Raw genomic sequence first — 25,537 nt, forward strand, 5'->3', positions numbered from 1 at the left:
CATAAAGATCAAAAAAACAGCAGGGCGTCAGCCGGCCCCTAATAGAATCAATGAAGAAATCACAGGTGTACCAGAAGTACGCTTAACTGGCATTGATGGTGAAGCTATTGGTGTGGTAAGCATCAGAGATGCTCAGAATTTGGCAGATGAAGCAGGTGTAGACCTGGTAGAAATCAGCCCAAATGCTGAACCTCCAGTATGTCGCATTATGGACTACGGTAAGTTCCTTTTTGATAAGGCTAAGTCAGCCAAGGAACAAAAGAAGAAGCAAAAACAGGTTCAGGTCAAGGAAATTAAATTCCGTCCTGGAACTGACGAAAACGACTATCAGGTAAAACTACGCAACCTGATACGTTTTCTGGAAGACGGGGACAAAGCGAAGATTACGCTACGTTTCCGAGGTCGCGAAATGGCACACCAAAACCTGGGTATGGATCTATTGAACCGTATCAAGGCTGATTTGGACGAGTATGCGGTTGTTGAGTCTTTCCCGAAAATGGAAGGCCGACAAGCAATTATGGTGCTAGCGCCTAAAAAGAAATAAGTAGGGCAAAACTTAAAGTAGCAAAGGCCTATGGCCTTTGCTCGCCTTGCTTTTTATTAAACATCCCAATGCGGAGTTTTAGAAATGCCTAAAATGAAAACAGACAAGGGTGTAGCGAAGCGTTTTAAGAAAACCGCTAATGGTTTCAAGCGCAAGCAAGCACACTTACGTCACATTTTGACGAAAAAAAGCACTAAACGTAAACGTCACTTACGTGCCAAATGTTTAGTATCAAAAGCTGACGTTCCAGCAATCGCGCGTCAATTACCTTACGCTTAATTTAGGAGTTTAGAAAATGCCAAGAGTTAAGCGTGGTGTAACCGCTCGTGCTCGTCACAAGAAAGTTTTAAAACTAGCTAAAGGTTATTATGGCGCTCGTAGCCGTACTTACCGTGTTGCTGTTCAAGCAGTAACTAAAGCTGGTCAATATGCTTATCGTGACCGTCGTCAGAAAAAACGTCAATTCCGTCAACTTTGGATTGCACGTATTAATGCTGCCGCTCGTCAAAATGGTCTGTCTTACAGCCGTTTCATCAACGGTCTGAAAAAGGCGTCTATCGAAATCGATCGTAAGATTTTGGCTGACATCGCTGTATTCGACAAAGTTGTATTTGCAACTTTAGTTGAAAAAGCAAAAGAAGCGTTAAACTAAGAAATTAGTTTGTTGCTGTAGAGAAGGGACCATTTGGTCCCTTTTTTTGTGCGCCATTTTTGACTTAACCCAATGATGTTATTTACTTAAACACTTATAAGCGCTCATTTGACTGGTACAAGATTAAGCATCGTGAAGGAAAAACACCTGCACGCGTGAACAGTACTGATTGGCAAGCTCACAAAATTTTTTGTAATCGCTTAAGGATTTTGGACTAAAAAAATAGCAGGCTAAGCCTGCTATTCGTTGAAAAATTGAATCTAGTTACTTTTTAGCGTCTAAATAACGCTCTGCATCGAGTGCGGCCATACAACCTGTGCCCGCAGAAGTAATCGCTTGACGATAATGTTGGTCCATCACATCACCACAAGCATAAACACCTTCGATACTGGTTTGCGTGGCGTTACCTTGCAAACCGCTCTGTACTTTTAAATAACCGTGGTTCATTTCCAACTGACCTTCAAAAATACCGGTATTAGGGCTGTGACCAATGGCGACGAACACACCAGCAACGGCTAAGTCAGTAATAGAGCCATCTTTGGTACTCTTCATCTTCAGGCCGTTCACCCCCATAGCATCACCAACCACTTCATCCATGGTTTGATCTAAGTGAAGAATGATGTTGCCATTGGCAACTTTGTCCATCAGACGGTCGATCAGAATTTTTTCTGAGCGGAAGGTGTCACGACGGTGGATCAGATGCACTTCAGCGGCAATATTGCTTAAGTACAATGCTTCTTCAACGGCAGTGTTACCGCCACCGATCACAGCGACTTTTTGATTGCGATAGAAGAAACCATCACAGGTCGCACAGGCTGATACACCGCGACCCTTGAATGCTTCTTCTGACTCTAATCCTAAGTAACGGGCAGAAGCGCCAGTTGCGATGATCAGCGCATCACAGGTGTACTCGCCGTTATCGCCTTTCAAACGGAAAGGGCGCTCGGTTAAGGTCACTTCGTTGATGTGATCGAACAAGATTTCAGTATCGAACTTTTCAGCATGCTTCTGCATACGTTCCATCAACGCTGGACCAGTTAAGTCATCCGCGTCACCTGGCCAGTTTTCAACTTCAGTCGTAGTGGTTAATTGACCACCTTGCTGCATACCTGTGATCATCACAGGTTTTAAATTAGCACGCGCAGCATAAACGGCTGCGGTATATCCTGCTGGGCCTGAACCCAAAATCAATAAGTTACAATGTCTGACCTGGCTCATTTTTATCTCCGTGCCTTTAGCAAATTGCAAGGATTGTAGGGAATTTACCTGTGGGGGTAAAGTGTTGGAGGGCGATTCTTTTAGATTACGCTAATCGAGTCAGTGCGCTTTGGTATTCAGAGCGTCATTTTTACTTTACTGCGGCGAAATAAACAGCTTGAGAGGGCATCACTAACGAAAGAACGGGACAAGTTTGGATATGGGAGATTATCGATTCACATGCTTAAGCTTTGGTTCTGGCCAATAAAAAATCGGCCTCAACAGAGTCGAGGCCGATTTGGATTATTTGCTAGGTAAAGCAAACGCAATGTTCCACCGAAAGCTTAAGCTAATTAAACGCTTATGCCAGTAATGAAACTGGATCGGTGAACTCTAAATTCAGGGCGTGAGCCACTTCTTTACAGACCACTTTACCGTGCATCACGTTTAAGCCATTCAATAAGTGCTTGTCTTGCAACAACGCTTCTTTATAGCCTAAGTTAGCTAACTTAAGAATATACGGTAGCGTTGCATTGTTAAGTGCGAAAGTTGAAGTACGAGCAACCGCACCTGGCATGTTCGCCACACAGTAATGCACAACATCATCAACGATATAAGTCGGATCTTGGTGAGTGGTTGCGTGTGAAGTTTCAACACAGCCGCCTTGATCGATTGCTACGTCAACGATGGCACTGCCCGGCTTCATACGTGAAATCATGCTACGGGTAACCAATTTAGGTGCCGCAGCACCTGGGATCAGTACGCCACCGATCACAAGATCGGCTTCAATAACATGACGTTCAATCGCATCAGCAGTAGAGTAAATGGCTTTTACGGCAGAGCCGAATTGCACATTTAAGCGACGCAGTGCATCAATGCTACGGTCAAGTACAACCACATCTGCACCCATACCAACCGCCATTTGTGCAGCGTTAGTACCGACCATACCGCCGCCAATGATAACGACTTTAGCAGGTTCAACCCCTGGTACGCCGCCCAGTAACATACCGCGACCACCAGAAGATTTCTCTAATGCCATAGCGCCAGCTTGGATAGACATACGGCCAGCGACTTCTGACATTGGGGCAAGTAGGGGCAGGCCACCACGGTCATCAGTCACAGTTTCGTAAGCGATACATACGGCACCACTTTTAATTAAATCTTCAGTTTGCGGTAAATCTGGCGCAAGATGCAGATAAGTAAATAAAATCTGATCGTGACGCAACATAGCGCGTTCAACTGCTTGAGGCTCTTTTACTTTTACAATCATCTGCGCTTTAGCGAAAACTTCAGCAGCAGTCGCTAAAATTGTGGCGCCAGCATCAATATAATCTTGATCTGAAAAACCAATACCTGTGCCAGCATTTGTTTCTACAAAAACTTCGTGACCTTTGATCGCTAACTCGCGAACACTAGAAGGAACCATACCGACACGATATTCGTGGTTTTTAATTTCCTTGGGAACACCAATAATCATCTTTGAGCCTCAATTGCCTGAAAACCCACTTTTAATGGGCATAATTGTTATTTTATCGTGACCTGAACGTGATTAATTCAGGGATATCTAGTATAGTATCGGCGACGCAGTTTATGCTGCTGAACTTTCGGCATACGTAGAATAAAATGTTGTTTTAGTGATAAAGCAAGGTTAAATAAATGGCATATAATAAAAAGAGTCCTGTAAAAGACTTGGATCGCATCGATCGCAACATTCTTAATGAATTACAACTTGATGGCCGCATTTCTAATGTGGAATTATCAAAAAGAGTCGGACTTAGTCCAACTCCGTGTTTAGAAAGAGTGAAACGACTCGAAAAGCAAGGTTATATCAATGGCTATACTGCATTGGTCAATCCTCATTTCCTGGGTGCATCCCTACTGGTATTCGTGGAAATCACCTTAAGCCGTGATACTCCCGAAGTGTTTGATAAGTTTAACCGTGCAGTGCAGTTACTCGACGACATTCAAGAGTGTCATCTGGTTTCAGGCGATTTTGACTACTTACTGAAAACTCGTGTTTCAGATATGTCGGCTTATCGTCGCTTGTTAGGTGAAACCTTGTTGAAATTACCTTCTGTTTCCGACACGCGCACTTATGTCGTGATGGAAGAGGTTAAACACACCAGTCGCGTAGCGATAAATCATCTACTCTCAGATATCTAAATTACCCTGATTGTTTGGTTTTACAATAAGGGGCTTAGGCCCCTTATTTATTAGTCAAGTCAGCACAACTATCCCGTTTAGCACCTACGACGACTAACCTTGTTATAGCCCTTAAGTTCGCCAACTTAGGGGCTTATTTTTGTGGCATTTTTAAGCAGAGTTGTTAACGGAAGTGTTTGTGTAATAACTCATTCCTCTCCAAAAGCACACTTAAACACCCCAATAGGTTAATTTTTGCCAATCATGGCCAATTCTGCACAGAAAAACAGGCTAATGTGCTCCACATTTAGTGGGATTCTGGTATCGTTAGGCCACCTGTTTTCACTTTTTATGGATTACGTCGTTTGTCTCAAGGAAATAGTGTACGCACGCTCACTGGCCTGCAACGTCTGCTGGAAGGCGGACTCATCATTTGTTGTGTCCTCGCCACTTATATTTTACTCGCATTGACGAGTTTTAGTCCGTCTGATCCCGGTTGGAGTCAGTCGCATTTTCAAGGCGACATAAAAAACTGGACCGGAGCTGTAGGGGCTTGGATAGCCGATATTCTGTTATATTTCTTCGGCGTCACGGCTTACATCATGCCAATCATTGTCGCGTCGACCGGCTGGCTGCTGTTCAAACGCGCCCATCATTTACTCGAAGTTGATTACTTTTCAGTGGCCCTGAGATTGATTGGATTTTTGCTGATCATCCTTGGGTTTTCTGCGTTGGCGAGTATGAACGCTAACAACATCTACGAGTTTTCGGCAGGCGGAGTGGCGGGCGATGTGATCGGCCAAGCCATGCTGCCGTATTTTAATAAACTCGGTACCACCTTATTGCTGCTGTGCTTCTTAGGTTCTGGCTTTACCCTGTTGACGGGGATCAGCTGGCTGACCGTGGTCGAGAAAATCGGCTTAATCTCTATTTGGACTTATAAGAAACTTAAATTATTACCACAAGCGATGAAACGTGAGCGTGAAACCGAAGATACCCGTGGTTTTATGTCTGTGGTCGATAAATTTAAACAGCGCCGCGAATCACAATACGTGCTTGAGAAGCCGCCAGTCGTTGCCACGCCAAAGGTGCGTGAACGTCATATTGGCCGCAGAGCCGAAATAACTCCAACCCTGTCTACTGCCGCAGATGAAGGGTTTATTACCGAAAGCATTAATACTGAAGAAGTTGCGCCGCAAAGAACCAAGCTATCGGCCCTTGCAAAAATTTTGAGTTTGAATGGCAGTAAAAGCAAAAATGCACAAAGGGTTGAGCCTCAAATCGATCAAGAGGATTTTGCCGCCCATGGCAATTTTGAAGCGCCACCTTGGTTAGCCGAACCTCAACATGCAAGAAATGATGAGCAAGAAAGAGCCGACTTCAATTCGCATTCATTCGATCGCGACGACAATGAGCCAGTTTTTAACAGCCAAACCTTGGCGGAAGATGACGATGAAAGCTTGGGCTTTACCGATGATGACGTCATTGATTTTGATACTAAAGCCTCAACGGGCGCCGTGAATCAAGCCCTGCGAAAGAAGCAAGATCAAAAAGCGAAGATTGTGGATGGCATTGTGGTGTTACCGGGACAAGAAGATAAACTTGCTCCGAAGAAACCAATGGACCCGTTACCCAGCATCAATTTGCTTGATGTGCCCGATCGTAAGAAAAACCCGATCAGCCCAGAAGAGTTAGATCAAGTCGCTCGTCTAGTTGAAGTGAAATTGGCAGATTTCAACATTATCGCCAATGTGGTGGGTGTGTATCCAGGGCCTGTGATCACGCGCTTCGAATTAGAATTAGCGCCTGGCGTTAAAGCGTCAAAAATCTCTAATCTGTCGAAGGATTTAGCCCGTTCACTGCTGGCTGAAAGTGTGCGCGTGGTTGAAGTTATCCCGGGCAAGGCTTATGTCGGACTCGAACTGCCGAATAAATTCCGTGAAACCGTGTTTATGCGCGATGTGTTAGATTGCGCCGCCTTTACCGACAGTAAATCCAACTTAACGATGGTGTTAGGTCAAGATATTGCCGGCGACCCAGTCGTGGTTGACCTGGGTAAAATGCCGCATTTATTAGTTGCGGGTACCACAGGTTCGGGTAAGTCTGTGGGCGTAAACGTGATGATCACCAGCTTACTGTATAAGTCTGGCCCAGAAGATGTGCGCTTTATCATGATCGATCCCAAAATGTTGGAATTGTCTGTCTATGAAGGCATTCCGCATTTGCTCTGTGAAGTCGTCACCGATATGAAAGAAGCCGCCAATGCACTGCGTTGGTGTGTGGGCGAGATGGAACGTCGCTACAAGCTAATGTCTATGATGGGCGTGCGTAACATCAAGGGCTATAACGCCAAAATTGCCGAGGCGAAAGCCAATGGCGAAGTGATTTTAGATCCTATGTGGAAGTCATCCGACAGCATGGAGCCTGAAGCGCCTGCGTTAGATAAGCTGCCATCGATTGTTGTCGTGGTCGATGAATTTGCCGACATGATGATGATTGTCGGTAAAAAAGTTGAAGAGTTGATTGCCCGTATTGCGCAAAAGGCCCGTGCTGCAGGGATACATTTGATCCTAGCAACCCAAAGACCGTCAGTGGATGTGATTACCGGCTTGATTAAAGCCAACATTCCGACACGTATGGCGTTCCAAGTGTCATCGCGTATCGATTCGCGCACCATTTTAGACCAACAGGGTGCTGAAACCTTGCTCGGTATGGGGGATATGTTGTTCTTGCCACCGGGTACTGCGGTTCCAAACCGTGTCCATGGCGCCTTTGTTGACGATCATGAAGTTCACCGCGTTGTTGCCGATTGGTGCGCCCGTGGTAAACCGCAATATATCGATGAAATTCTCAATGGTGCCAGCGATGGTGAGCAAGTCTTACTACCGGGTGAAACGGCTGAAACTGATGAAGAATACGATCCACTCTACGATGAAGCCGTCGCCTTTGTGACCGAAACCCGTCGCGGCTCGATTTCAAGCGTACAGCGTAAATTTAAGATTGGTTATAACCGTGCAGCGCGCATTATTGAACAGATGGAAGCCCAAGGTATCGTTTCGGCTCAAGGCCACAACGGTAACCGTGAAGTCTTAGCGCCGCCGGCACCAAAACATTATTAAGCCGCGCTGAGGCGTGGCTTTGTTACACCCAAGGGTTTTACAGGGTAAGGAATAAAATGAAAAAACGATTATGCGCTGTGTTGTTAGCTTCACCTTTGCTATTTAGCGCGGCCGTGTTTGCCGATGATGCGCAGCAGTTAAGAGACAAACTGATTGGTACTGCATCACTAAAAGCCGATTTCAAACAAACCGTCACTGACGTCAATAAAAAGGTCATTCAGACGGGTTCTGGTATTTTTGCCTTGGCGTATCCTAATCAGTTTTATTGGCACTTAACTCAACCCGATGAATCGCAAATTGTCGCTGATGGTAAAGATTTATGGATCTACAATCCCTTCGCCGAAGAAGTGGTCATCATGGATTTTGCCGAGGCTATCAATGCTTCGCCTATCGCCTTGTTAGTCCACCGCGACGATGCCACTTGGTCACAGTATTCAGTCACTAAGCAACAAGACTGCTATGAGATCAAACCTAAGGCGATTGATTCGGGCATATTGTCCGTCAAGGTGTGTTTCAAAAATGCCCAGTTAGCCAACTTTAATGTTGCCGATGACAAAGGTAACTTGAGCCAATTTGATTTGAGCAATCAGCAAGCGATTACTGATAAAGACAAAGCGCTGTTCAGCTTTGTGCTGCCTGACAATGTCGATGTTGATGATCAACGTCGTAAAACAGCGCACTAGGCGATAGCGTGAGCAGTTTATCCTTTAATTTCGCCCCCGACTTTCGTCCCTTGGCCGCACGCATGCGGCCAAGAACGATCGCTGAGTACATAGGTCAAGCCCATTTACTGGGTGAAGGCCAGCCGCTACGCAAAGCATTGGAAGCGGGACGCGCCCATTCCATGATGTTGTGGGGGCCGCCGGGCACAGGTAAAACGACCTTAGCCGAATTAATCGCACATTATTCAAATGCGCACGTTGAACGCATCTCTGCGGTCACCTCTGGCGTCAAAGACATTCGCGCGGCGATTGAGCAAGCGAAAGCCGTGGCTGAATCCCGTGGTCAACGCACGTTATTGTTTGTCGATGAAGTCCACCGATTCAATAAAAGCCAGCAGGATGCCTTTCTGCCATTTATTGAAGATGGCACTGTGATTTTTATCGGTGCGACCACTGAAAACCCATCCTTTGAAATCAACAATGCCTTGCTCTCGCGGGCACGTGTCTATCTTATCAAGCGTTTAAGCCATGATGAGATAGCCCACATAGTGACTCAAGCCTTAAGCGATACCGAGCGCGGCTTAGGCCAACGCCAATTTGTGATGCCAACCGATGTGCTCACCACATTGGCACAACTTTGTGATGGTGATGCCCGTAAAGCGTTAAATCTTATTGAGTTAATGAGCGATATGCTCGCCGATGGTGGTACTTTTACCACTGAAATGTTGATTCAAGTGGCGGGGCACCAAGTTGCCGGATTCGATAAGAACGGCGATCAGTTTTACGATTTAATCTCAGCCGTCCATAAATCAATCCGCGGTTCAGCACCCGATGCGGCGCTGTATTGGTTTTGTCGAATATTAGAAGGCGGCGGCGATCCGCTGTATGTCGCAAGGCGCTTACTGGCGATTGCCTCTGAAGATGTGGGCAATGCCGATCCTGCGGCGATGACCATAGCGCTTAATGCTTGGGATTGTTTTCACCGTGTTGGCCCAGCCGAAGGTGAGCGAGCAATAGCGCAAGCCATTGTTTATCTTGCCAGCGCGCCTAAGAGTAACGCTGTCTATACCGCATTTAAGGCCGCGCGTGAGTTAGCTCACGATACTGGGCAAGTCGAAGTGCCGCACCATTTACGCAATGCACCGACTCAGTTAATGAAAGACATTGGCATGGGAGCAGGGTATCGATATGCCCACGATGAAGCCAATGCCTATGCCAGTGGTGAAAATTATTTCCCCGAATCCCTGCAAACAGCGCAGTTTTATTTTCCGACTGAGCGAGGGTTCGAGAAGCGAATCAAAGATAAGTTGGCGCAATTAGCCCTGTTAGATCAAGCCAGCGAGCACAAAAGATATGAATAATCTCTTACTTGTGGCGCTAGGTGGTTCAATTGGGGCTGTTTTTCGCTATCTTATTTCAATATTCATGATCCAGGTATTTGGCAGCAGTTTTCCTTTTGGTACACTGTTGGTTAATGTCCTCGGTTCATTTTTAATGGGCGTAATTTACGCACTGGGGCAAATGAGTCATATCAGCCCAGAACTCAAAGCGCTGATCGGTATTGGCCTGTTGGGCGCTTTGACAACGTTTTCGACTTTCTCTAATGAAACCTTATTGCTGCTGCAAGAAGGGGATTGGCTGAAGGCGACTTTGAATGTGGTGTTGAATCTAAGTCTATGTTTATTCATGGTGTACTTAGGTCAGCAACTGGTTTTTTCTCGCATTTAACTATTAAGAATATATCACATGTTAGATCCTAAATTTTTGCGCAACGAATTAGAAGTTACCGCTGAGCGACTGGCCACCCGTGGCTTTATTTTAGACATAGCTCACCTCACTCAATTAGAAGAAAAGCGTAAGTCACTGCAAGTGGCTACAGAAGAATTACAAGCGTCGCGTAATGCCATCTCCAAATCCATTGGCCAAGCTAAAGCCCGTGGTGAAGATGTTGAAGCGATCATGGCGCAAGTGGGCGATTTAGGTTCACAGCTGGATGCCAAAAAGATTGAACTGGCGGCCGTGCTTGAAGAAGTCAATGCCATTGCCATGTCAATGCCCAACCTGCCAGACGAATCCGCGCCAATCGGTGCCGATGAAACGGAGAACGTTGAAGTTCGCCGCTGGGGTACGCCACGCACTTTTGATTTCCCAATTAAAGATCATATCGATTTAGGCGAAGGCCTAAACGGTTTAGATTTTAAAAATGCAGTGAAAATCACTGGCTCACGTTTTATCGTGATGAAAGGCCAAGTTGCCCGCTTAAACCGCGCCATTGGTCAGTTCATGCTGGACTTGCACACCACAGAGCACGGTTATACCGAAGCCTATGTGCCGTTACTGGTTAACGAAGCAAGCTTACTGGGCACAGGTCAACTGCCTAAGTTTGGTGAAGACTTGTTCCACACTAAACCTGCCACCGAAGAAGGTCAGGGTTTGAGCTTGATCCCAACGGCCGAAGTGCCATTAACCAACTTAGTGCGTGATAGCATTGTTGATGAAGACGAGCTGCCGATTAAGTTAACCGCGCATACCGCATGTTTCCGCAGCGAAGCGGGCTCATACGGCAAAGATACCCGTGGTCTGATCCGTCAGCATCAGTTCGATAAAGTAGAAATGGTGCAAATCGTTAAGCCTGAAGATTCAATGGCGGCGCTCGAAGCGCTAACAGGTCATGCTGAAACGGTATTGCAACGTTTAGGTCTACCGTACCGTACCGTGATTTTATGTACTGGTGATATGGGCTTTGGCTCAAGCAAAACCTACGACATCGAAGTCTGGTTACCTGCACAAAACACTTATCGTGAAATTTCTTCTTGTTCAAACATGAAGGATTTCCAAGCCCGTCGTATGCAAGCACGTTACCGCGTGAAAGCAGATAATAAGCCCGCGTTACTGCATACCTTAAACGGTTCCGGTTTAGCTGTCGGTCGTACCTTAGTCGCTATTTTAGAAAACTATCAAAATGCCGATGGCAGTATCACAATCCCAGAAGTGCTGCGTCCATACATGGGCGGCTTAACTCAAATAGGCTAATGGAACGCAAAATAATACTATGGATAAAGGCCAGCGCTATCTCCGTTGGCTTTCCTATACCGCTGTCATTGCTGTATTTTTTGCGGTGATGTTGGCGACCATAGGCAAAGCCGTCTGGGTTGTGTTAGAAAACGTCAAATAACCCTATTAACTTTGTTCAAGTAAAAAGAAAGGCATGTTTCCCAAGGGAACATGCCTTTTTTGTTTGTGCCATGTTTATGTTCAATGCTCACATTTGACGCTTACGTTCGATATTAAGTTAAGTGTGATGACTTTACCCTATACGATTAAATGCATTTAGCTGGCTTTGGCAGGCCTGCAATTTTGGTCGCTTGTTTTGCTGGGCCAATAGGGAACAAGGTATATAAGTATTTTGAATTGCCTTTGTCTGGCCCTAAAGCTTGGCCAATAGCTTTGACTAATACGCGAATAGCAGGGCTCGTTTTGTATTCAAGATAAAAATCGCGAACAAAGTTAATCACTTCCCAATGGGCTGGCGTAAGCACGATTTGCTCTTCTGCCGCTAATAGTAAAGCCATGTCCGGTTGCCAATCGTTGAGATCTTTTAAATAACCTTGATGGTCACGGGCGATTTCTGCGCCATTAAATTGCAATGGATTTACCATGTTATCACCTTGTCATGGAGTAATGATTGAGCCACAAACTCATTGTAATCGATAAGCTTCACGTTCTTTAAACGCTCAGATAGGCCGCGAGCGACGACATCGTCTTTTAAGACCATGAGCTTGAAGGGCGATAATGCCATTGCCCATTGACGCAGCAGTAACGCGTTCACGCCATCGCTCGATAGTAGAATCGCATCTTCCTTACAGGCGTAACGTAAGCAGAGTTTCAACGCACTATCTCGGCTGGGAGATGTTTGAATATGATGTAAAATCATCAGAATACTAAGACCTCATCAACCTGTTTTAAATGGGCAGCGATGGCTTCATCGTTGACCACAGTAACAGGAACTGACAGTAAGCCATGGCTTAAGCCGTAGTCGGCTAAGGATTGCTTACAGACAAATACCGACTCGATATCGTACAGCGGCAGTGCTTTAAAGGTAGAGATGTAATCTTTAGCGCCGATAAGCTCAGGCTGTTGATCTTTAATCAAATGCAGCACACCTTCATCGACAAACACTAAACTTACTTCTTGCTCAAAGCTAGCGCTCAGCATGGCGAGATCTAAACCTTCGCGGCCACGAACAGTACCGTGTGGCGAACAGCGAAATAGGATACACAATTTTTTCATAGTCACCCTGAGAGTTAAAAACTGATCAAACGATCGGCCGATTCAATGCCGGTGACAAGCTCGCCTAAACCGCCCATGATAAATGACTCGCCCACATTCCAGTGGCTTAAGCCATTCTCGCTGGCATCTTGCTTGCTCACAATCCCACGGCGCAGCGCTGCTGAAACGCAATTGACTAACGGGAGCTGATGGGATTGCGCGAGCTGTTTCCAGTCACTGATCACATCGTTTTCATCGGAGGCGGGTAAGCTTAAATCTGTGGAGTTATACACGCCGTCTTGATAAAAAAACACACAGATAATCTGATGCCCAGCCAAAAGTGCAGCTTGGGAAAAGCGTAAGGCGTTAACACTCGCCGACGTGCCATAAGCGGGCCCGTTCACTTGGATAATAAATTTGCTCATTTAAAATAAAAATGGCCCTAAAAGTAGGGCCATTCTAACGCAAGTTAAGCTAAAAATCGCTAACTAGGATTAGTCATCGTTGCCTATGCCCATTAGGTGCAACAGCGCGATGAATAGGTTTAAGAAGTCTAGGTATAATGAGATAGTTGCGCGAATGTAGTTCGTCTCGCCACCGTTCACAATACGGCTAGTATCAAACAGGATAAAACCTGTCATCAATAATGCAATACCGGCGTTAATCGCCATAAAGGCAATGCTGTTACCCATAAAGATGTTAATTACGGCAGCTGCAATCACCACAATCAAGCCAGCAAACAAGAACCCACGCAGGAAAGAGAAATCTTTCTTAGTGGTCACCGCATAGGCTGATAACGCAACGAAAATCACTGACGTTAACCCCAGTGCTTGCATGATCAGCTGTGGACCGTTTGCCATGCCTGCGTAGTGATTCAGCATGTAGCCCAGTGACGCGCCTTCCATACCAGTAAAGGCAAATACCCAGAAGATACCCGCTGCAGATTCGGCTTTACGTAAGGTTACAAACAACAGCACTAGGCCACCAATGGATAAGCCAATGGAGAGTAATGGACTGATATTTAATGCCATTGCCAAGCCAGCACACAGGGCAGAGAAGGCCAATGTCATAGACAACAGCATATAAGTGTTTTTAAGAAGTTTGTTCACTTCCAGTGTTGATGCACTTGTCGAATATAAGGTTTCTTGGGTCATGTTGATCTCCGTTGACACATTTCCAAACTGATCATTTTGATTTTTTACAGCACACTAAGTTCCCGTAAAATCCTAAAACGAACTTAACTGCATTCATGATACCGTACCTGAGATACGGGTGAAAGTCATAGAACCATGAATAACAAATTGTTAATCTTAAAAATTTTGCCTCATCTCACATATCAATCTTAAGTGCTAAGTGTTTAGGATTGAGATGGCTGCATCCGTATCTTTATCCACTCAGCACATGAATGCTTGGTTAAAACTTAATTAGCTTGATAAATAGGCCTGCTGAACTTAGGTGCACTTACAGTAAATTTCAAGTTCAATGTTAATTTCAATGCCGATTTCAAAGACAAGTCCAATGCTAATTTCAATGCCAAGTATATGGACTAGATCAGCATATTGAGTTTAAACCAAGCTTAAGCCAGCCACTCTTTATGCAATTTTTCAGTATCGCCCAGATATTCCAGCACCCAAGCGAGCGCAGGCGACATCTTGTCGGCATTCCACGCGAGACAACAAGGGCTGGTCTGCTTAGGATTTTCTAGCTGTTTCTCAACCAGCGCACCCGCTTTAATAAACACACTTGCTAAGTGCACTGGCATATAACCAACGCCTAAACCTTCACGGAAACAGTTAATGGCGCGGATCCAATCGGGTACAACGAGGCGACGTTGATTTTCGAGCAGCCAAGTCATACGTTTTGGAATTTCCCGAGAGGTGTCTTCTAGGCAAATCGAGGGGAAAGGGCGCAGCTCATCGTCGCTTAGCGGACGGTCAATATTGGCCAATGGATGATTTTTGCTGACTAAAAAAGCCCACTCAATATCGCCCATGTCTTTATATTGGTACACGCCGCCGACCGGAATTGCGGTTGTTGCACCAATTGCAATGTCACTGCGGCCCGTGGCGAGCGCTTCCCAAACCCCGTTAAAGACCTCAATGCGAATAATCAATTCAATATCATGGAAATGACGATAGAAGTCAGCAATCAATACGCTGATCCTGTCGGCACGGACGATATTATCCAGCGCGATGGACAAGGTCGGTTGCCAACCGTTTGCTACGCGCTGCGTGCCACGCTTCATCTCGTCCATCTGCGTAAGCAAAGTTCTGGCTTGCTTAACAAAATGTTCACCCGCAGGGGTTAAGGTTACGCTGCGATGATGACGTTCGAAAAGAATGACGCCGAGTTCTTCTTCTATTTGCTTGACCGCGTAGCTCACGGCAGAGGGCACTTTATGCAGCCGATTCGCCGCCGCGGTGAAACTTCCTACACGAGCCACAATATCTATGAGTTCTAGCGCTTGTTCTGAGAGCATAGCTGACGTCCGTTCCAATGAAAATAATTGATAGCACAAGTCAAAAATAAACGTTTCCAATAGATTTAACAAGTCATTAGACTGCACGCTTTAGTCAATCCGACCCGATTATTTTATGAAAAAGTCTAGTAACACCTTTGTAAACATAAAGTTCTTTATGTTTCTATTCTATTTAGCCATGTTGAGCATACTCGGCTTTATTGCCACTGACATGTATTTGCCTGCTTTCAAAGCAATTGAAGGCTCACTTAACAGTACCCCATCACAGGTGGCGATGTCGCTGACCTGTTTCCTGGCGGGTCTTGCCTTAGGTCAGCTACTTTATGGCCCCTTAGTCAATAAAATCGGCAAACGTTGGGCATTGATTTTTGGCCTAGTGGTATTTGCCGTTGCCAGCGTGTTTATTGCCAACAGTGATTCAATCCTAATGCTCAATACCGCGCGCTTCTTCCAAGCGATTGGCGCCTGTAGTGCAGGGGTTATTTGGCAAGCGATTGTGGTTGAACAATATGATGCTGATAAAGCCCAAGGTATTTTCAGTAACATTATGCCACTGGTCGCATTATCGCCTGCATTAGCACCGATCCTTGGCGCTTACATTCTGAACGAATTAGGCTGGCGTGCAATCTTTATCTCTTTGTGTGTTATCGCTTTTCTACTGATATTGATGACATTGTACTTTGTGCCAGGCAAGCGTCAGCATACACACAGTGAACATGCTGCGGTATCTTATGGGCAAATTTTGAAAAACACCCGCTATTTAGGCAACGTCGTGATCTTCGGCGCCTGTTCCGGTGCTTTCTTTGCTTATCTAACCGTATGGCCGATTGTGATGGAAATGCACGGTTATCTGCCAACTGAAATCGGCCTTAGCTTTATCCCGCAAACCATTATGTTTATTGTCGGTGGTTATGCTAGTAAGCTGCTGATAAAACGCATTGGCGGGCATCAAACGCTGAATATCTTGTTGTCGATTTTCGCAGCCTGCGTTATTTCGATCATCATGTTCACGCTGATTTTTCCAGCAAGCACGATTTTCCCACTGCTTATTTCGTTCTCGATTTTGGCCGCAGCAAATGGCGCCATTTACCCGATAGTCGTAAATAGTGCACTACAACAGTTTAGTCAGAATGCCGCTAAGGCCGCAGGATTACAGAACTTCTTGCAGATCAGCATAGCCTTTGGTGCATCAAGCTTAGTCGCTATGTGGGCAAACCTAGGTGAAGTAGCTATCGGCTGGGGCATCCTATGTTGCGCTATCTTAGTTGTGGTCGGTTATGTGCTGAAGAGCCAACAAGGGTGGGGCGATTTTGCCAAACATTTCACTAAGCCAGATCCCGCACGTGTCGGCATAGTGGCCGATGTGAAGCAAAATCCAGCGGATTGAGTGTAATAGCAACAATCGGCGCATAATTGAGAGTTAGTGCTTTACAGTCAACACACTTACTTATATTATGCGCCTCGTTCGGAGGGGTGGCAGAGTGGTTTAATGCACCGGTCTTGAAAACCGGCGTGGGTTTATAGCCCACCTAGGGTTCAAATCCCTACTCCTCCGCCATATTCAGTCAAAAAGCCGCTAAGCAATTAGCGGCTTTTTGCATTTTAGCTATTCTAGCCTTGAGTTTCTGATTCGAAACGCAGCGCCTCCATCATAGTTTACCAACAAGGCCATCAGCATTGATGGCCTTGTTGGTTATTGTCATTTAACTCTAGATTTGCTCATTCAAGATGATGCACTGACAATCTCAGCCATCATTACACTTTGGGTAGTTTGTGTTGGATCATGGCCAGCGCAAAGGCGTTCCAGTCTGCATTAGCATAACTACTCACCAGATCCCTCAGGATAGTCGGTTCACCGACGTTATCCACCTGCTGCGAAATTATCGACAAATTCAGCGCATTACAGTAATCCTGCCGCTCCACCACAAAAAACTGCTTCTTGTAGGGGAGTAACAATGTGCCTTCAGCTTGTGCATTAAAATCACGCGCGGCTAAATAGCCAGTAAACCAATGATTGAGTAGCGTCTCGCATTGCTTAGTGTGGAATAAGTTTCCCCAATCATCCCCGAGTATGGCTTGACCCGACAGGACTCGCTGACAATGATGAAAATCGATAAAGCCTAGCTCACGAGCAATCACTTGTTGGCAATGCTTAAGCTGGAGATCTGAGTGTAAGATACCCAACTTCGCTATTAAGGTTGTGACTCTTTGCTTGGCTGACGGCTCACCCTGCTGACAAGCTTTGAGCAGCTTCTTAGCGCGAATTTTAGTTTCATTTAATGCGATGGTGCTTGAGTCTTTCATATTGGCTAACTTCATTTTGCATTACCTCCATGACTGACTCTATTTGCTTGCGGCACGTGAATGAAAGGCCAAATACTGATGATCAATAAACTCAAGAGACAAGCTAAGATGTCCGCGATTGGAAAGGCCATCCATAACTCAATCAAAGCGTTTGGCATGATCTTAATGTTTAATGCACCTGTGATAAATGAAATATCTGTAAAGGATAGTTGAGGTAACAGGACCAGCAGGGGCAATAACAAACCATAGATTTTTATCCCAGATAATAGCAATGCAAGCTTAGGGCGGTTTGTGCCTTGATACACCGCAATCGCAATACCTGTGATCCCCGCCAAAGGTAAGGCGATAAACGTCACACTCGAAATCTTAACACTGGCGGCAATGAGTGCGAGGTCATCGGTGAAAACACCAAATACTGAGGTAGGAAACCCCATAAATATGATTGTCACTACACTCAGATAACAGCAGGTCAAGACGATTCCCCATTTAGCACACGCTAACACCCGAGAAGATGCCATCGCCCCATAGTTATAGGCACTGATCGTTTGTGCTGCACTGGTGAGAGCCATGAGCGGCAGGGCGATAAAGATATTAAAGCGGCCGATCAAACCATAAGCGCTGATCATGTACGCGACCTCATTCGCCGCTGGCGTATTGGGCACTACATTGGCTAAATGACTGACTAAAATATGATTTACCAATGAGATCACGCAGGCAATCCCAAGATATGACAATAGTATTGGGCTACCCAAGCCAAGAATCGCTTTTATCTCAGTGAGGTTGAGCTTTATCTGCTCTATTCTAAAACAAGTAGGCTGGGCAGCTTGCCGATGAAGCGCCTGCTTATTGGCAAAGCGGTTATTTGGAACAAAATAGACGACGGCGATAAATAGACTCACACATTGGCCCGCTACCGTTGCCCACGCCGCACCACTTACGCCCATCTCCAAAACGGTAATAAAGAGTGTATCGAACAGAATGTTCATGACCGCCGACAACAAGATAACCAGCAGCATCACCATGACTTTGCCTTGTGCTCTGAGTAAATCGCCGCTAAGGGATAACAAAAAGGTGAACAGACTAAAACAGAGAATGGGTTGTAGATACTCTATAGCAGCTAAGGCAAGTGTTGAGCTTACCCCAATAAACGCTAATAGATTATCGAGCTGGGCGAGTGACACGACAGTGACGATCACGCCGCAACATAGGGCTAACGCGAAACCGCTATTCGCGATTTGACTCGCCTTATCAAACTCGTTTGCCCCTAAAAATCGGCTCACTAAGGTCGCAGTCCCATTTCCTATCATGCAGGCTAAAGCGAAAATCATCATTTGTAACGGGAAGGCAATCGTTACCCCAGCCAATGCATCGGCGCCGATGTATTTCAAAATAAAATAAGAGTCGACTAAGTTGTAACTGCCGCTGAGCATCATGGCGAATGCCATGGGTAACGCAAAACGTAAATACAAAGTAGGGATAGCTAACGTACCTAAGGACTCTGTTGACTGAGAGCCGGAGTGATATTTCCCGTGGGAGGGGGTTTCGGTGGCTGCTAAGGGAACAATGTCAGAAGGTTCAACATTGATACTGGCGGGTTTGAAAGTGTTGGCGGTTGCATGTTTCACAAACAATTCTCCTAAGTTTATTGGCATTCCGCTAAGCCAAACTTATTTGATTGCTGTGGGTTCGATATGAAATCGATTCGCAACGCTGTTAATTTATCAGAGTGATATCATCTTTTGCGGACAGGCTTCTCTGCAACCTGGCGCGTATTATTCTCACTCATCCGCTCGATGTCAATCACCAGATTAACCACGCTAACTCAAATCACCGATTTTCTGTACTTCTCGAATTTTCTGCCGATGCATTTTTATCGCTATTTAGCAGAAACAGCAAATCCTTACAAAACAATTGCCTCGATAAACTTGTTGCTGATGTTAAAAAAATTATCACTCTTTGATAAAAATAATATTGTAATACCATTAAGCTATAGTAGTATTGTAGCATTAAATGATATTCACAATGTTTGTGATCACTTGGATGATTGCAGAGTTCAATGTACGGGGATGCTAATGTCTAATGTTTTAGGGTCTTACGCGTTAGGGCTGGATTACGGCTCTGATTCTGTTCGCGCGTTATTGGTTGATACACAAAGCGGCGCTGAAGTTGCTACCAATGTGGTGTACTACCCACGTTGGAAAAAGGGACTGTATTGCGTCCCTGCTAAAAATCAATTTAGGCAACATCCTTTAGATTACATTGAAAGTTTAATTGAGGTTGTACAAGGACTTTGGGCTAAAGCACCAGCAGGCGCAGCGGCAAACGTGTGTGGTTTAAGCTTTGACACGACAGGCTCAACACCGATTGCCGTTGATGAAGCTGGCGTGGCATTAGCCCTAAAAGAAGAATTTTCGTCTAATCCTAATGCGATGTTTTTACTGTGGAAAGACCATAGCGCGATTCTTGAAGCCCAGCAAATTACCGCAGCGTCTAAAGTCGCCAAAGAGAATTACCTTAAATATGAGGGCGGGATCTACTCATCTGAATGGTTCTGGGCCAAGGCCTTATACGTACTGCGCCATGACACTGAAGTGAGACAAGCAGCTTACAGCTGGGTAGAGCACTGTGATTGGATCACAGCATTAATGACAGGCACAACTCACCCTAAGATATACAAGGCGGGTCGCTGCGCATCGGGTCACAAAGTCATGTGGCACGAGTCATGGAATGGTTACCCACCTAATGAATTCTTTATTGATATCGATCCATTACTGGACGGAATTCGTGACCGCTTACCCGTTGAAACCTGTACCTCTGATAAAGTCTGCGGCACATTAACTCCAGAATGGGCATCTAATCTTGGACTGTCGACAGACGTTATCGTGTCGTTCGGCGCGTTCGACTGTCATGCGGGTGCGGTGGGGGCCAATGTCAAGGAAGGCGTACTCACCAAAGTGATGGGCACGTCGACTTGCGATATCACAGTTGCCAGTTATGAAGACATTGGCTCCCGATGTATTAAAGGCATTTGCGGCCAAGTCGATGGCTCAGTTATGCCAGGTTTAATTGGTCTTGAAGCAGGGCAGTCAGCCTTTGGCGATCTCTACGCTTGGTTTAAGGACCTCACCACTTGGCCCATTAAAAATATCAATACTTCAGCGTTATTTGACGAAGAAGTGAAAGCCAAACTGATTGTACAGCTCGAGGATGAAACCTTAACTGAGCTGGGTAATGCTGCTGCGACGATACCAGTGGGCGACACTGGTATCGTCGCGCTTGATTGGATTAACGGTCGTCGTACCCCCGATGCCGACCAATCTGTGTCTATGGCGATCAGCGGCTTAACCATGGGTAGCCACGCACCGCAAGTGTTTAAAGCCTTAGTCGAAGCCAGGGCCATCATCGAACGCTTTAAGGAAGAGGGCGTGCGAATCGATCAGGTCGTCACGATTGGCGGTATCTCTAAAAAGTCAGATTTCATCATGCAAACCTGCGCTGACGTGTGGAATTGCAATATCGACGTACTGGAAAGCGAGCAGAGCTGTGCTTTGGGCGCTGCAATTTATGCCGCAACCGCTGCAGGCGTGTATCCCGATGTGTTAAGTGCGCAAGCCGTGATGGCCTCGAATGTTGCCAAAACTTATGCACCCAATCTTGCCAATGCTGAAAAATACCAAGCGCTTTATCAAGCGTATTTAGCCCTAGGGCATTATGTTGATGGAGTGAAATAACATGTCATTTCTTGAACTGAAACGCGAAGTTTATGAAGCCAATATGGAGCTTGAGAAGCGCAATTTAGTGACTTACACCTTTGGTAATGTGTCGCAAGTTGATCGCAGGCTCGGTGTAATTGGCATTAAACCGAGCGGTGTGCCCTATGAGGATCTCAAGGTCGAAGATATCGTTATTGTCGATCTTGAAAACCAAATTATCGAAGGGCGTTTACGTCCGTCATCCGACACCAAAACGCACACTTATTTATACCGTCAATGGCAGAGTATTGGCGGCATCACCCACACACATTCGACTTATGCAACTGCATGGGCGCAGGCGCAAATCGCCATTCCTTGTTTGGGTACCACACAAGCCGATTATGTTTACGGCGAGATCCCATGCACTGCTGTGATGCGTGATGACCAAATCAGTCGCGATTACGAAGAAGAAACGGGCGTACAAATTCTCGATTGCTTTGCTGATAGAAATCCAAGCGAGTCACCTATGGTAATCGTAGCGGGGCACGCGCCATTCACTTGGGGAGACAGCGCGTCAAAGTCGGTTTATCACGCTGTATTACTGGAAGAAATCGCGCGAATGGCTTATCTGACCAAAACCTTGTCGCCAAGTATCACGCCATTAAAACAAGAGCTTATTGATAAACATTACTTACGTAAGCACGGTAAAGACGCCTATTACGGCCAAAACAGTGTTCTAAGTAAATAGTGCATCAAATCAATCGGTTTCACGTTACTAGTATCATCAAATTTATAGGGTAAAGAGCAATATGAAAGCATTCAAACAAAAGCAAGTGTGGTTTGTGACCAGTTCGCAGGATTTATACGGGCCTAAAGTGTTGGAGCAAGTGGCGAAAAATAGTGAGCAAATTGTCCACGGTTTTAATCAGTCAGACACGATTTCAATGGAAGTCGTCTATAAACCTACGGTTAAATCACCTCGCGAAATCTATGCTGTTTGCCAAGCGGCCAACAGTGATGAAAACTGTGTAGGCGTTATCCTGTGGATGCACACGTTCTCGCCTGCCAAAATGTGGATTGCGGGTTTGAATGAACTCAGCAAACCCTTCATGCATTTGCATACTCAGTTTAATGCCGAGCTGCCTTGGGCCGACATTAACATGAACTACATGAACACCCATCAAAGTGCCCATGGTTGCCGCGAGTTTGGTTATATCGGCACCCGCATGCGCAAAGAGCGCAAAGTGGTAGTAGGTCATTGGCAAACAAACGATGTACAAGCCCAAGTAGACGATTGGTGCCGTGCTGCGGCCGGTTGGAACGAAAGCCAAAATCTTCGTATTGCGCGTTTTGGCGACAACATGCGCCAAGTGGCAGTGACCGAAGGCGATAAAGTAGCGGCACAGATTCAATTCGGTTACGAAGTGCATGCCTACAGTTTAGGTGAGCTAAATGATGCAATTAATGCGGTTGCCGATAATGATATAACTGCCCAAATCGACCGCTACGCGAGCGAATATGTCATTAGTAATGAATTGTTTAACGATGAATACCAACTTGACCGTTTAAGAAAGGAAGCGCAAATCGAACTGGGCTTAACCCAATTCTTAAAAGATGGCGAGTTTGGTGCCTTTACTAACTGCTTTGAAAACTTAACTGGCATGACGGGTTTACCTGGGCTAGCGACACAACGTTTGATGGCAAACGGAATGGGTTATGGCGGTGAAGGTGATTGGAAATATGGTACGCATCATGAAAGTGATGGGCCAAGGCCGCACCGGTGGCACTTCATTTATGGAAGATTACACCTATAACTTTGGCGTGACAGATCAAGTGCTCGGCGCGCACATGCTTGAAGTGTGTCCGTCTATTGCCGCCGCTAAACCACGTTTAGAAGTACACCGTCATACTATCGGTGTGCGCTGCGATGTTCCGCGTCTGCTATTTACCGGTAAAGCGGGACCGGCCATTAACGTATCGACTATCGATCTTGGTAACCGCTTCCGTATTATTCTCAATGAATTAGATACAGTGACACCACCACAGGAATTGCCAAATCTGCCCGTTGCCTCGGCACTGTGGGAGCCGCGTCCAAATCTGTCTATTGCTGCAGCAGCGTGGATCCATGCGGGCGGCGCGCATCACTCAGCCTATAGCCAAGCCATCAGCACTGACAACATTGTCGATTTTGCGGAAATGGCGGGGGCTGAACTGGTGAGCATCGATGCTGATACTCGCATTCGTCAGTTTAAAAATGAGCTTCGCCAGAATTCCGTATATTACGGTTTAGCAAGAGGGCTATAATCTCAAGCTAATACTGAAAAGCCGCCTCAGGGCGGCTTTTTAATTTGTGCACGTTAATGTGTGAGCGTCAGACGAGTTGAGCTGGTCAATTTATTTCAGTCTTAAAGGTTGGGAAAGCAGTATGTACGCAGATTTTGATGGCATTATTTTCGATATGGACGGCACCTTGGTCGATAGCGGCCAGTTACATGAACAGGCATGGCGACAAACATTAACCCACTTTGGGATCCCTATTGATGGCGCATTAATGCGATCCTTGGCGGGCGTGCCGACAATTGGCACCCTTAAAATCTTAATTGCTCATTTTGGTGTAACACCAAACGCCACATGTGAAGCTATGAATGACTATAAAGAAGCCTTGGTTCGTGAAACCATGCACCTCTATGTTATGCCAACCCGTTTAGCCGAATTTGCCAAGCAGAATAAGGGCAAGCGCCCTATGGCAGTGGGTACAGGCGCATATACTGAGGAAGCGGTTGAGATTTTAACCCTGTGCGGCTTACTCGAGCTAGTCGACCATGTGGTTGGTGCCGACCAAGTCGTCGCGCCCAAACCTGCACCAGATACATTTTTGCGCTGCGCCGAGTTGATGGGGATTGCCCCTGAGCGTTGTATCGTGTTTGAAGATGCCAAAGCAGGTATTCAAGCAGCACAATCAGCGGGCATGTTTGTGGTCGATGTCTTGATCGATTTTGATATTAAAAACGATTATTTCCTAACGGAGTCATCTCGCTGAAAACCTGTCGAATATAGGCATAAAATGAGCCGTAGCAGGTAAATTAACCCTGTCCCTAGCAGCTTTACAGTGTAAAGAAAAGCGTGAGAATGGGGTGACGGCGAAAGGATGAATTAGCGCGAAACCCTCATAAATTCTTGGCTTTATGAAAATTACCTGTTACGTTTTTAAGGAAAGGTAGTATCATAACATTTGATCAAATTCGGCTTTTTTAGCGAGTTATTTTAGATACTGTTCGGCTATATCGGGACATAAGAGGGCGCAATGGCAAATCAGGCAAACAACCGACCGCAGAATATCCACAACTGGGTGGCCAGCGAACTTGGCTCGCGTATTGTTGGCGGATTTTATGCTCCGGGTGAATATATTCCCAATGAGAACACCATTTGTGAAGAACTTGAGGTGTCTCGTACTTCGCTCAGAGAAGCCTTTAAAGTGCTTACCGCAAAGGGCTTAATTGAATCGCGTCCCAAACTGGGCACCCGTATTCGTGAGCGCCGCCATTGGAATATGTTCGATCCCGTGATTTTAAATTGGTTTTCTCAATCTAAACCCTCGCCTGAATTTTACACGTCGTTGTATGAAATCCGTGAGGTGTTTGAGCCTGCAGCTGCCGAACTTGCCGCGAAAAAACGTACTCCAGCGCAACTTGAAATCATTGCGGCTGCCTATGCCAAGATGGAAGCGGCGCAAGTGGGCACAGATGAGGTTTATACCTCGGATATTGACTTCCACATGGCGATTTTAGATGCGACCAACAATGAGTTTATGGTCTCTTTAGGCGTATCAATTCAGTCGGCTTTACTCGAAATTTTTAGATTGAGTAGTACCATCCAAGATGATTTCCTCGAATCACTGCCAGGCCACAAGGCCATTTATACAGCGATTGAAGCAGGGGACAGTGAACGTGCTAAAGCAGAAATGAATAAACTGCTCTCCACCTCCCAAGATACACTAAAGAAGAATATCGAGCACAAATAGCATCACGCACATGCTTGGTGACAACAGAAAGGTGATCCGATATTCGGCTCACCTTGTTAGTTTCTACAACTGTCCTCGCACCATATTAGCCATTATCAGAGTATTACTGCGCCGAAGTAATGCCTTCCGTCGTCATCTGGATTCGCTTAATCGTGCCATCTTCATTGTAATAAAGCGGGTCGATGGCAACGGTTCGTCTAAACTCACCACCGCCATTTTGCGAAGCGCCAGTATGATAAATAAAATAAGATTTGCCTTTAAATTCAATAATCGCTTGATGATTTGTTGGTGAGTTACCCGCTACTTCATTTAGTATGCCTTGGTACTTCCACGGGCCTTTTACATTATCGCTGGTCGCGTAGGCGATTTTTTCGGGGAAACCTGAGGCGTAAGAAAGGTAATAGGTTTTATCCTTTTTATGCACCCATAACGCTTCGGTGAAATTAGGCACATCGA

At 45.8% G+C, this 25,537-nt stretch carries 26 protein-coding genes, 1 tRNA gene and 1 pseudogene; 17 read left to right on the forward strand and 11 right to left on the reverse strand.

What is annotated here, in order from left to right; all coding sequences use genetic code 11:
- Position 1: 1 nt before the first annotated feature.
- From infC to rplT, 3 genes are all read left to right on the forward strand, one after another.
- On the forward strand, positions 2–544 hold the full coding sequence (infC, locus tag FW758_RS18365; protein ID WP_012089240.1) for a translation initiation factor IF-3: 543 nt from the start codon (positions 2–4) through the stop codon (positions 542–544).
- Positions 545–628: 84 nt separating this feature from the next.
- Positions 629–823 (forward strand): 50S ribosomal protein L35, encoded by a 195-nt coding sequence (rpmI, locus tag FW758_RS18370; RefSeq protein ID WP_006081653.1) that lies wholly within the window; start codon positions 629–631, stop codon positions 821–823.
- A gap of 16 nt (positions 824–839) precedes the next feature.
- The gene (gene rplT / locus FW758_RS18375; protein WP_006081652.1) at positions 840–1,196 is read left to right on the forward strand and encodes a 50S ribosomal protein L20; all 357 of its coding nucleotides are present in this window, start codon (positions 840–842) and stop codon (positions 1,194–1,196) included.
- A gap of 264 nt (positions 1,197–1,460) precedes the next feature.
- Here rplT and trxB read toward each other — a convergent pair whose 3' ends face one another.
- Both trxB and ald read right to left on the reverse strand, forming a co-directional pair.
- A complete protein-coding gene (trxB, locus tag FW758_RS18380; RefSeq protein ID WP_011846834.1) occupies positions 1,461–2,414 on the reverse strand; it encodes a thioredoxin-disulfide reductase in 954 nt (317 codons plus the stop codon).
- A gap of 340 nt (positions 2,415–2,754) precedes the next feature.
- Positions 2,755–3,870, reverse strand: a complete 1,116-nt coding sequence (gene ald, locus FW758_RS18385; RefSeq protein ID WP_446446149.1) for an alanine dehydrogenase — start codon at positions 3,868–3,870, stop codon at positions 2,755–2,757.
- Positions 3,871–4,049: 179 nt separating this feature from the next.
- Between ald and lrp the strand changes: the two genes are divergently transcribed.
- The 7 genes from lrp to FW758_RS18420 all read left to right on the forward strand — a co-directional run bounded on the left by lrp (position 4,050) and on the right by FW758_RS18420 (position 11,491).
- Positions 4,050–4,556, forward strand: coding sequence for a leucine-responsive transcriptional regulator Lrp (gene lrp / locus FW758_RS18390; RefSeq protein WP_006081649.1), 507 nt, complete (start codon positions 4,050–4,052; stop codon positions 4,554–4,556).
- A gap of 344 nt (positions 4,557–4,900) precedes the next feature.
- Positions 4,901–7,654 carry a DNA translocase FtsK 4TM domain-containing protein gene (locus FW758_RS18395; RefSeq protein ID WP_446446150.1) on the forward strand — a complete coding sequence of 918 codons (2,754 nt, stop codon included), beginning with the start codon at positions 4,901–4,903 and terminating at the stop codon, positions 7,652–7,654.
- Positions 7,655–7,710: 56 nt separating this feature from the next.
- Entirely contained in the window at positions 7,711–8,337 is a 627-nt protein-coding gene (lolA, locus tag FW758_RS18400) for an outer membrane lipoprotein chaperone LolA (RefSeq protein ID WP_011846837.1), read from the forward strand.
- An 8-nt stretch (positions 8,338–8,345) separates the two neighbouring features.
- The gene (locus tag FW758_RS18405) at positions 8,346–9,677 is read left to right on the forward strand and encodes a replication-associated recombination protein A (protein ID WP_446446151.1); all 1,332 of its coding nucleotides are present in this window, start codon (positions 8,346–8,348) and stop codon (positions 9,675–9,677) included.
- A complete protein-coding gene (gene crcB, locus FW758_RS18410) occupies positions 9,670–10,044 on the forward strand; it encodes a fluoride efflux transporter CrcB (RefSeq protein WP_006081645.1) in 375 nt (124 codons plus the stop codon). The genes FW758_RS18405 and crcB overlap by 8 nt, the downstream gene beginning before the upstream one ends.
- A gap of 18 nt (positions 10,045–10,062) precedes the next feature.
- Complete coding sequence (serS, locus tag FW758_RS18415) at positions 10,063–11,349, forward strand: serine--tRNA ligase (RefSeq protein WP_006087497.1); 1,287 nt, start codon at positions 10,063–10,065, stop codon at positions 11,347–11,349.
- A 19-nt stretch (positions 11,350–11,368) separates the two neighbouring features.
- Positions 11,369–11,491 carry a hypothetical protein gene (locus FW758_RS18420; RefSeq protein ID WP_006081643.1) on the forward strand — a complete coding sequence of 41 codons (123 nt, stop codon included), beginning with the start codon at positions 11,369–11,371 and terminating at the stop codon, positions 11,489–11,491.
- 145 nt (positions 11,492–11,636) lie between these two features.
- On the opposite strand, the gene FW758_RS18425 is transcribed toward FW758_RS18420, so the two are convergent.
- The 6 genes from FW758_RS18425 to punR form a co-directional block, all read right to left on the reverse strand.
- Positions 11,637–11,975, reverse strand: a complete 339-nt coding sequence (locus FW758_RS18425) for a TusE/DsrC/DsvC family sulfur relay protein (RefSeq protein WP_006081642.1) — start codon at positions 11,973–11,975, stop codon at positions 11,637–11,639.
- Positions 11,969–12,250: a sulfurtransferase complex subunit TusB gene (gene tusB, locus FW758_RS18430; protein WP_446446152.1), complete on the reverse strand. Its 282-nt coding sequence runs from the start codon at positions 12,248–12,250 to the stop codon at positions 11,969–11,971. Before tusB ends, FW758_RS18425 begins: the two co-directional genes overlap by 7 nt.
- Positions 12,250–12,606, reverse strand: a complete 357-nt coding sequence (gene tusC / locus FW758_RS18435) for a sulfurtransferase complex subunit TusC (protein ID WP_446446153.1) — start codon at positions 12,604–12,606, stop codon at positions 12,250–12,252. Before tusC ends, tusB begins: the two co-directional genes overlap by 1 nt.
- 14 nt (positions 12,607–12,620) lie before the next feature.
- Positions 12,621–13,010: a sulfurtransferase complex subunit TusD gene (gene tusD / locus FW758_RS18440; RefSeq protein ID WP_012089235.1), complete on the reverse strand. Its 390-nt coding sequence runs from the start codon at positions 13,008–13,010 to the stop codon at positions 12,621–12,623.
- Positions 13,011–13,079: 69 nt separating this feature from the next.
- A complete protein-coding gene (locus FW758_RS18445; RefSeq protein ID WP_006081638.1) occupies positions 13,080–13,739 on the reverse strand; it encodes a Bax inhibitor-1/YccA family protein in 660 nt (219 codons plus the stop codon).
- A gap of 422 nt (positions 13,740–14,161) precedes the next feature.
- Entirely contained in the window at positions 14,162–15,064 is a 903-nt protein-coding gene (gene punR / locus FW758_RS18450) for a DNA-binding transcriptional activator PunR (RefSeq protein ID WP_011846842.1), read from the reverse strand.
- 115 nt (positions 15,065–15,179) lie between these two features.
- Here punR and punC point away from each other — a divergent pair, with 115 nt between their 5' ends.
- Positions 15,180–16,451, forward strand: coding sequence for a purine nucleoside transporter PunC (gene punC / locus FW758_RS18455; protein ID WP_446446154.1), 1,272 nt, complete (start codon positions 15,180–15,182; stop codon positions 16,449–16,451).
- 80 nt (positions 16,452–16,531) lie between these two features.
- A tRNA-Ser gene (locus tag FW758_RS18460) sits at positions 16,532–16,622 on the forward strand.
- A gap of 197 nt (positions 16,623–16,819) precedes the next feature.
- Here the strand turns inward: FW758_RS18460 and FW758_RS18465 are convergent.
- Positions 16,820–17,383: a hypothetical protein gene (locus FW758_RS18465; RefSeq protein WP_446446155.1), complete on the reverse strand. Its 564-nt coding sequence runs from the start codon at positions 17,381–17,383 to the stop codon at positions 16,820–16,822.
- Positions 17,380–18,993 carry an MATE family efflux transporter gene (locus FW758_RS18470; RefSeq protein ID WP_446446156.1) on the reverse strand — a complete coding sequence of 538 codons (1,614 nt, stop codon included), beginning with the start codon at positions 18,991–18,993 and terminating at the stop codon, positions 17,380–17,382. The genes FW758_RS18465 and FW758_RS18470 overlap by 4 nt, the downstream gene beginning before the upstream one ends.
- Positions 18,994–19,440: 447 nt before the next feature.
- Here FW758_RS18470 and FW758_RS18475 point away from each other — a divergent pair, with 447 nt between their 5' ends.
- From FW758_RS18475 to FW758_RS18495, 5 genes and pseudogenes are all read left to right on the forward strand, one after another.
- A complete protein-coding gene (locus tag FW758_RS18475) occupies positions 19,441–21,099 on the forward strand; it encodes a ribulokinase (protein WP_446446157.1) in 1,659 nt (552 codons plus the stop codon).
- 1 nt (position 21,100) lies between these two features.
- Positions 21,101–21,808, forward strand: a complete 708-nt coding sequence (locus tag FW758_RS18480; RefSeq protein ID WP_446446158.1) for an L-ribulose-5-phosphate 4-epimerase — start codon at positions 21,101–21,103, stop codon at positions 21,806–21,808.
- Positions 21,809–21,869: 61 nt separating this feature from the next.
- Positions 21,870–23,364: pseudogene (araA, locus tag FW758_RS18485) on the forward strand (L-arabinose isomerase).
- 121 nt (positions 23,365–23,485) lie between these two features.
- The gene (locus FW758_RS18490; protein WP_446446159.1) at positions 23,486–24,100 is read left to right on the forward strand and encodes a beta-phosphoglucomutase family hydrolase; all 615 of its coding nucleotides are present in this window, start codon (positions 23,486–23,488) and stop codon (positions 24,098–24,100) included.
- Between the two features lie 264 nt (positions 24,101–24,364).
- Positions 24,365–25,081, forward strand: coding sequence for a FadR/GntR family transcriptional regulator (locus tag FW758_RS18495; RefSeq protein ID WP_126491924.1), 717 nt, complete (start codon positions 24,365–24,367; stop codon positions 25,079–25,081).
- A gap of 103 nt (positions 25,082–25,184) precedes the next feature.
- On the opposite strand, the gene FW758_RS18500 is transcribed toward FW758_RS18495, so the two are convergent.
- Positions 25,185–25,537, reverse strand: a 353-nt coding sequence (locus tag FW758_RS18500; protein WP_446446160.1) for a family 43 glycosylhydrolase, incomplete at its 5' end; no start/stop codon positions are given.

This window comes from Shewanella sp. 1180_01 (assembly GCF_052850535.1).

Coding starts and splice junctions, on each gene's coding strand:
- tusB (WP_446446152.1), bottom strand. CDS start 12,250: ATGATTTTACATCATATTCAAACATCTCCCAGCCGAGATAGTGCGTTG.
- FW758_RS18465 (WP_446446155.1), bottom strand. CDS start 17,383: ATGAAGTTAGCCAATATGAAAGACTCAAGCACCATCGCATTAAATGAA.
- tusD (WP_012089235.1), bottom strand. CDS start 13,010: ATGAGCAAATTTATTATCCAAGTGAACGGGCCCGCTTATGGCACGTCG.
- trxB (WP_011846834.1), bottom strand. CDS start 2,414: ATGAGCCAGGTCAGACATTGTAACTTATTGATTTTGGGTTCAGGCCCA.
- crcB (WP_006081645.1), top strand. CDS start 9,670: ATGAATAATCTCTTACTTGTGGCGCTAGGTGGTTCAATTGGGGCTGTT.
- FW758_RS18480 (WP_446446158.1), top strand. CDS start 21,101: ATGTCATTTCTTGAACTGAAACGCGAAGTTTATGAAGCCAATATGGAG.
- lolA (WP_011846837.1), top strand. CDS start 7,711: ATGAAAAAACGATTATGCGCTGTGTTGTTAGCTTCACCTTTGCTATTT.
- FW758_RS18425 (WP_006081642.1), bottom strand. CDS start 11,975: ATGGTAAATCCATTGCAATTTAATGGCGCAGAAATCGCCCGTGACCAT.
- rpmI (WP_006081653.1), top strand. CDS start 629: ATGCCTAAAATGAAAACAGACAAGGGTGTAGCGAAGCGTTTTAAGAAA.
- ald (WP_446446149.1), bottom strand. CDS start 3,870: ATGATTATTGGTGTTCCCAAGGAAATTAAAAACCACGAATATCGTGTC.
- lrp (WP_006081649.1), top strand. CDS start 4,050: ATGGCATATAATAAAAAGAGTCCTGTAAAAGACTTGGATCGCATCGAT.
- serS (WP_006087497.1), top strand. CDS start 10,063: ATGTTAGATCCTAAATTTTTGCGCAACGAATTAGAAGTTACCGCTGAG.
- FW758_RS18475 (WP_446446157.1), top strand. CDS start 19,441: ATGTCTAATGTTTTAGGGTCTTACGCGTTAGGGCTGGATTACGGCTCT.
- FW758_RS18445 (WP_006081638.1), bottom strand. CDS start 13,739: ATGACCCAAGAAACCTTATATTCGACAAGTGCATCAACACTGGAAGTG.
- punR (WP_011846842.1), bottom strand. CDS start 15,064: ATGCTCTCAGAACAAGCGCTAGAACTCATAGATATTGTGGCTCGTGTA.
- FW758_RS18495 (WP_126491924.1), top strand. CDS start 24,365: ATGGCAAATCAGGCAAACAACCGACCGCAGAATATCCACAACTGGGTG.
- FW758_RS18420 (WP_006081643.1), top strand. CDS start 11,369: ATGGATAAAGGCCAGCGCTATCTCCGTTGGCTTTCCTATACCGCTGTC.
- punC (WP_446446154.1), top strand. CDS start 15,180: ATGAAAAAGTCTAGTAACACCTTTGTAAACATAAAGTTCTTTATGTTT.
- tusC (WP_446446153.1), bottom strand. CDS start 12,606: ATGAAAAAATTGTGTATCCTATTTCGCTGTTCGCCACACGGTACTGTT.
- rplT (WP_006081652.1), top strand. CDS start 840: ATGCCAAGAGTTAAGCGTGGTGTAACCGCTCGTGCTCGTCACAAGAAA.
- FW758_RS18490 (WP_446446159.1), top strand. CDS start 23,486: ATGTACGCAGATTTTGATGGCATTATTTTCGATATGGACGGCACCTTG.